This window comes from Nitrosospira multiformis (genome assembly GCF_003050865.1).
GTDB lineage: Bacteria > Pseudomonadota > Gammaproteobacteria > Burkholderiales > Nitrosomonadaceae > Nitrosospira > Nitrosospira multiformis_E.
In genome coordinates, this window is sequence record NZ_QAOK01000056.1 from 1 (window position 1) to 6309 (window position 6309).

Genomic DNA, 6309 nt, shown 5'->3' on the forward strand with positions numbered 1-6309 from the left:
GGCCCAGACGTGAATGCCCTGGGCGCGCTTTACGCTTTGCACCACCAAGCCATCGATCCCTAGGATAGAATCGATTGGGGACATCGGTATTGCCTCCATTAAACGTGTTCTTCGTAAAAACAAGTCTAATGAATACCCTTGTCCCCCGTTAATGATGAAGAGCCCCATTCTGAATGGGTTGGTATTCTCGCCAGTCCATTTTTTGTTTGTATCTCCCCTCCTGCTTATTCCATTCCACAGTCGATCCGATATCTGCAAATCAATGCTTGCAGCATCATCGGGCATGCCTGCTATATTGAATTTTATATCCTGGTTTTGCACAGGAGACCAGATGCTATTTTTTTCAACGCAGGTTCAGGAGAAGCATCATGCCATACGATACATTGAAAGACCTTCCGGATAACGTTACCAATGTTCTGCCAAAGCATGCGCAGGAAATATACCGGGCGGCTTTCAATAACGCCTGGGATGAGTATAAGGACCCGGATGAGTGCAGGGGACCTGCTTCGCGCGAAGAAACGGCGCACAAGGTAGCCTGGTCGGCCGTAAAAAAGGAATATGAGAAAGAGGGCGACGAATGGCGCAAGAAAAAGTCCTGATCTTTTTGGAGGGAAATTTTTAGGAGAAATTGCCATGGACTTGCCCATTCCAGGGAATCCCTGAACAGGGACGAATTGCATTCGCCCCTGTCAGGAAAAACGCTTTTTCCGCGATTACTTCAAATCATTGTTTTACGCAGATACCACTGCAATCCGCTCCGCCACGTGCCGGATCGCAATTGTCTGAAGAATCATCCACACACTTCTTGCCCTCAGGACAGGGGAAGCCGGCTATGCCACCGCACATCTGCTTCGGCTCCTTCTCGCCATACGCTGAGCTTCCCTTCGGTGGATAATCGACGCGCTTGCCTCCTCCCGGCTTCGTCGGTTCTGCTGCACCTGTCTTGACCGTTTCGCGAACCTGGCGTCCCTCGACCGCTTCTACGTCGATGGATTCGACATCTCCATCAGTATGCCGAGCGGTATAAACACCGACAACATCCAGCGGCACCGGGCTTTTCACGACTAGGAATCCTTCAAGAAAGGCGAAATCCACGCACACGCCATCGATCGGACAAAAGTAGCCGGCGATATCAAAGCAGTTTACTCCCACTGCTCCATCCGGCTGAATGACCGCCTCCTTGAAAGGGGTCACATCGAACGGTCCGGGCTCGGAGCCAAACTGGGTGGCAAGCGCCACCTTGGCGGCAATGCTGATTTTTTTGTCGCTCGGATTATGAATGTTGACTGTGGTGCGATAAGTGCCGCGCGCCAATGTTCCGTCCTGGTGTGGCAGCAGCAATGAACACGCAACCTTCGCCGCATACTGATACTCTGTCTTGATTGTCTTGGAAGGCTTCACTGGCTCCGCTTGGGAAACGGGAATAACAAGCAGACCGCACAGTCCCATCAATGCGGACAGAAACCCCATCATTCGCAACTGTTTCATGACCACCTCCTTATTGTCGGAATTCGCACAAACCCCGCCTGCCTTCAAATGTTCAAAGTCATGAACAGCATGAAGCGTTTCTAACCGTCATTACTCCAGTGACAGGAGGGCATTCGGATTTCCAGATTTATTCATAGCAGTATTTGCCTTACAGTCAAGCTTGTTTCCGGGATTTTCAAAACAATGCTTTTGTCGGGATGAGGTTGATTGTCGGTCCTTTGGGCAGGGACGGAGACTATCATGGCGTAAATCTCGCCAGGGCGGATGGAGAGGGGAAACCGAAGGCAACCTTGCTCGCGAAAAGATTGCAGAAGGTAAAGCATGGAAATATGACAGAAAGCCATTTTTCCTTTCTTGCAGTAGCAGTCAAGCTTCCTTCAAAAATCGGGCAGAAGACTCCGCTTTGCAGATCAATGCGGACTTTTGCCGTTCGACACGTGGGTCAATTTTTTGAGGAGCGCCTTACAGGATTTTTGCGCTGACTCAAGCATGGTATAAAGATCGAGGAGATTGATGAGGATATATTGGCCGCAATCCGGGCAGGAAAGTCTCGGTTCATACTTCAACCGCAAGATCGTCTCTTCATGCTGACTCGAGCAGTGAGGGCAGACGATTATTATTGATTCGGAGTCCAGATCGGATGGCATTGCAATCCCTTATGGTCGGATTGGTACTGGTTTCGAACAACTGGAATGTTGGGAACGAATTGCGAGGAGAGCCAGAAGGGTGTTTCGAGTCCAGTTGCAGAACTTTGGAGAAAGCAGCAGCCTGGTATTACGCTAGTTGGTGCCGGGAGGGGGAATCTAAAAATCTTCCGAAAACTAGTAGGAAAAAGGGTTTTCTGATTCATACGAACGTTTTTTACCCGTATTTTTACCCGTTTTAATCGTTGTTACTTTGGTGCAGACAACTCCAAGCGTCTCGTATAATCTTATGTCTACCGATTAAGCAAAAAATTAAAGAGTGAGAGGATGATATTTTAAAGAAGACGTCTATTAAATAGAAACGCTTGTCGCAGTCAAAGCTCAGTTTTGTTCTTGACTTCCACTCTTTATATTTGTATCCAATATCGCTTTTTGCAATTTCTTTTTCCTAAGCCTTTGTCTATCTTTGTTTTACGTACTTAATGTCAACTGTTTTCCAGAAAATATTGATAGGACTGTTAATCCGCAGGTCCCAGGTTCGAGCCCTGGTCGGGGAGCCAAATAATCAATAAGTTATATTGATAATGTAATTTTGTTGAGTCTGAGCGGTAAATCTGTTATCCGTCTGTTATCCGTTGCGTCCGGATTAATACAGTTACTGCCCACAAACAGACTGGTAATATTTCTGTTTGGTCCCGGCGCAATAGAAATCTCCAGCTAATAATGCAGCAGGGCTACGAGCAAGATAGACGTCTATAGGCCATCCCTAAGGGATTTATTTCGTGTCTCCTCATGTCCTGGATAGTAGGAAGTGATCCGCACTAAAAACTACTGACAAGGCATCAGGCAAGAACGCGGAGAGGTCACAGCTCATCGAGCCGTTAGGTACCCGAGGTCCGATTAAATCTGAGCTACTACAGATTATCCTTATCTCGAACGCGAGGATGTTATGCAAGCGTTACGCTATGGAGCCTGGCAGGTGCGCAAATGATAAATATCCTGCTTGCCCTGATCTGCGCGCCGTTATCGCCATTTTCATAACCCTCGGGCTTGCAGGCGCAATTTACGAGCATCGAGCGGCCCCGCCAATGGTGGGCTTCATGTTCGTTGCCCTCATCCTGTTTGGCCTGACCTGTTAGCTATCCCTGAGCATCTGCCAGGGCTCGATACTTGCTTTTGAGTCGATCAAGGACTTTCCGAAGGTCTACTCCCGGTCAGTCATCATCCAATGCCTCCTGCCAAACCTTGCGAAGCTCGGCCACCTGCTGCTCGCGCAACATGCGTTTGTATGTCCACTCACAGCGCCTCGCGGATCACTTCGCTAGTGGAAGCGTATTCGCACTGGAAACGGCGTCACGGAGGGCACTCATTTCCTTCTTCTCCGGCTCGACAATCATCTCCTTGGGCATGCCCTTGAGCTGCTTTGGCGCGAGAAATACCAGTCTTCCAGGTACCGTGTCCCAGTCGAAAACCATTGCCGGTGAATCTAGCCATAACGGAATTTTCTTCCAGTGCTCTGCCGTCAGGTTGTGATTGTCGATCCCTAGGATCACCTTGTTTTCGACAAGGGTAACAGGCCCGTTCCCATATTTCATCATTCCAGCATGTCCGCACTTCTTCCGTCGCTTTCAGGGGTGGGCCTCGACCTTCATGTTTAGGCTGTACCCCTGACTTTCCTCTCCACCGGGGCCGGTAGCATAGTAACTGACATCAATGAATACCTCGCTCGCGTCGCGTTCAAACACATAGAACAGGGCGCCATCGGGTGATTTAAAGACATAGCTGGTAATCGGTCAGATCGAAGCCCTGGTCCGGCCGCGTATTCTCCTCGAGATACTCAGCTTCACAGCGCCTCGAACCAGGCCTTGATCTTCAACGCCATCAGCTTGCGCCGTTCTTCGAGAAATTCGCCAAAGTCCTTGATCTCACCATCCAGCATCGAGGCTGGAATGCAGTGCATCAGTAGATTAGCCGATATTTCCTTCTTGTCGGTGATGCCACCGTACTTCCTCGCGCCACCACTGCATTGCTCTGCCAGTTCCTTAAAGTAACTTGCAGGGGGTTTCCCTCCGATAGCGATGTTGATTTCGCTTTGAGCAACCACGAAGTTCGCTATCTGATTATACGTTCCTCTGGTTAGATTCTGATCTTTCAGATATTGACGGGGATAAACGTGATGGACGTCAGCACGATTGAGCAGAAGGTCCGTTACTGTGATATCGCGCGATAAAAAACCCTTATCGCCCAACTTGGCTTGTGCCGCCTGGTAGCAAAGGAAATACGGGCTACTAATCGACGAGGTATCCATGAACTGCGGCAGCATTCCTGTCCAGAAGCTATCAGGCAGCTCATTCGGGATGACTGCATCGACGTAATCCAGGACGCCTCGGCTGTTAATTTGGCGAATGTCGAAATCGAAGGTCGACTCAGGTGATCCGCTGTACCGCCCTCGCAGTACAGACATGGCATACCAGCGCCGCACGACCCGCTCCAAGTCTGCTGCTGGAACATTTTCTGCCCTACCCCGGAGGTAAAGAATATAGGCGAAATTGACCGCATTCTGGCTATTGATCAATTTGCTGGTAATGAATCCCGCCGAGCGCAGGATCATCGTAATCCGATCAAAGTGCGTCTTGTTGATGAAGGCCAGGATCCCGCTCTTCAGTCGCTCGAATGAATCCTCCGCAATGGCTTCCTCATACTGCTTCGTCTCAAAATTTCTACCAGACAGTAGAGCTACTAAATCCTGCAACTTCCCGCGGCCGAACTCCGAGGTAAACGCTACCCGCAGCATATCCGTGTAACTGGGATCATAGATATCGTCATTGACATCCGCGACCCACTTCATCTTGTCGAAGAATTCCGACTCCACAAAAGCCTTGTCACCCTTCCTGATCTTGGCAAGGAAGTCAGGCGCGACAGCCAAGTGACAAAAGTAGTCGATAGCCTTGCGCAGCATATTCCCGCCAAAAGTCTCGTTTACGGCAATCTTCGACATGGCAAAATCGGCTTGCGAGAGGGGAGAACCCGCGGAGTTCACACGGATGAAGATTTCCGTCACAGTTTCGATATCCAGATTTTCAGACAACTCGATGATGCCGACGTGGTTATGAACAATCCCGCGAAGCTTCTCAATAACCTTGAATACCTTGTCCTGGGAGCAGCCTGAATTAGTTGCGCAATATCCACTTACTAACTGGAAAACGCTTGCTGAAGGATCGAATACCTTGGCGACGTCAGGTAGCCATGCTCCGTTCTTCCGAATTGCCGGATTGGCGACCTCAAATGTTTCTTCTTGCGGATTGAAGGCGATGCGGATTTGCACCGTCTCATAGTCGTCATTTAGAACCTCGATGCCCAGCAATGATGCCATCAACGCTGTCACTCGCTGCTGCCCGTCGATCAAAATACGCTTCCCTGCGGATGTTGTTCCATCCTTGAGTTTTACCGTGTGATTGCGCCACGCGATCAAATAGCCGACGGGATACCCTTGATACAGAGAGTCCAACAAGTTCCGCACTTTGGTAGCTTCCCACACAAAGGGTCGCTGGATTTCCGGTATCGCAATCTCCCCTGACTTTACCCAAGTAAGGATAGTTTCGATGGGATGTGGAGTGACGGAATATCGTTGTGTGGACATCGCTGTTCTCGCTAAAGTTGGCAGAAATAATAATCGGTGGAAAAAGAAATTCTTTCAGATCGTCGGCTGAGTCAGTTTTTGCTGGTAAACGAGGAGCAGCAGCCAGAAGGTCTGTTCCGTACAGTCAAGTTGGTGATTAATCCATTTCAATTCGAACGGTTCCGCGTTGATATTCTTTAACTCTTCTTTAAACAAAGGGAGCAAAGGCGCGAGAGGGCGAGCAACAAAACCCACCGTGGCCACGCGATTTTATCGAGCTCAGCAGTATTTGCTACTATATTAGGTACGCCAGAGAATCAGTGTGGGTATTGACCCTTAGGGAGGAGTCGCTACTCGAGTGAGTGGAACGAGGGATTTAGGTAATACCCCTTGAGTTTAATTCTCAAAGAAATAACGAGATCTGGTTATTGTTATGAGGCATCTCAAGTTGCAGCCAAGAATTGCTCGTACCGTTGTGCAAGCCGGTCCCGATCCGGCCGGTCTTTGCTGCGCACGGGCAGATGAAGCATCCCACCGTCCAGTCGTTTCAGGGCTTCG

The 6309-nt window shown here is 49.5% G+C and carries 7 protein-coding genes; 2 read left to right on the forward strand and 5 right to left on the reverse strand.

Going from position 1 to position 6309, the window contains the following annotated elements; all coding sequences use genetic code 11:
* A partial coding sequence (locus tag C8R21_RS16205) for a hypothetical protein (RefSeq protein ID WP_219906694.1) occupies positions 1 to 285 on the reverse strand: 285 nt, incomplete at its 3' end.
* Between the two features lie 83 nt (positions 286 to 368).
* Here C8R21_RS16205 and C8R21_RS15075 point away from each other — a divergent pair.
* Complete coding sequence (locus C8R21_RS15075) at positions 369 to 599, forward strand: ChaB family protein (RefSeq protein ID WP_107763427.1); 231 nt, start codon at positions 369 to 371, stop codon at positions 597 to 599.
* Between the two features lie 124 nt (positions 600 to 723).
* Here C8R21_RS15075 and C8R21_RS15080 read toward each other — a convergent pair whose 3' ends face one another.
* Entirely contained in the window at positions 724 to 1488 is a 765-nt protein-coding gene (locus C8R21_RS15080; RefSeq protein WP_107763428.1) for a Kazal-type serine protease inhibitor domain protein, read from the reverse strand.
* A gap of 1609 nt (positions 1489 to 3097) precedes the next feature.
* On the opposite strand from C8R21_RS15080, the gene C8R21_RS16010 reads away from it, so the two are divergent.
* The gene (locus C8R21_RS16010) at positions 3098 to 3271 is read left to right on the forward strand and encodes a hypothetical protein (RefSeq protein ID WP_181258975.1); all 174 of its coding nucleotides are present in this window, start codon (positions 3098 to 3100) and stop codon (positions 3269 to 3271) included.
* 174 nt (positions 3272 to 3445) lie between these two features.
* On the opposite strand, the gene C8R21_RS15090 is transcribed toward C8R21_RS16010, so the two are convergent.
* The 3 genes from C8R21_RS15090 to C8R21_RS15735 all read right to left on the reverse strand — a co-directional run bounded on the left by C8R21_RS15090 (position 3446) and on the right by C8R21_RS15735 (position 6015).
* A complete protein-coding gene (locus tag C8R21_RS15090) occupies positions 3446 to 3730 on the reverse strand; it encodes a MuF-C-terminal domain-containing protein (RefSeq protein ID WP_107763430.1) in 285 nt (94 codons plus the stop codon).
* Positions 3731 to 3975: 245 nt separating this feature from the next.
* A complete protein-coding gene (locus C8R21_RS15095; RefSeq protein WP_107763431.1) occupies positions 3976 to 5772 on the reverse strand; it encodes a GmrSD restriction endonuclease domain-containing protein in 1797 nt (598 codons plus the stop codon).
* A gap of 54 nt (positions 5773 to 5826) precedes the next feature.
* Positions 5827 to 6015, reverse strand: a complete 189-nt coding sequence (locus C8R21_RS15735; RefSeq protein ID WP_146162520.1) for a hypothetical protein — start codon at positions 6013 to 6015, stop codon at positions 5827 to 5829.
* Between the last annotated feature and the right edge of the window lie 294 nt (positions 6016 to 6309).

Excerpts from the sequence above, each read along its gene's own strand:
- C8R21_RS16010 (WP_181258975.1), top strand. The coding sequence starts at position 3,098 with ATGGAGCCTGGCAGGTGCGCAAATGATAAATATCCTGCTTGCCCTGAT.
- C8R21_RS15080 (WP_107763428.1), bottom strand. The coding sequence starts at position 1,488 with ATGAAACAGTTGCGAATGATGGGGTTTCTGTCCGCATTGATGGGACTG.
- C8R21_RS15095 (WP_107763431.1), bottom strand. The coding sequence starts at position 5,772 with ATGTCCACACAACGATATTCCGTCACTCCACATCCCATCGAAACTATC.
- C8R21_RS15075 (WP_107763427.1), top strand. The coding sequence starts at position 369 with ATGCCATACGATACATTGAAAGACCTTCCGGATAACGTTACCAATGTT.
- C8R21_RS15090 (WP_107763430.1), bottom strand. The coding sequence starts at position 3,730 with ATGATGAAATATGGGAACGGGCCTGTTACCCTTGTCGAAAACAAGGTG.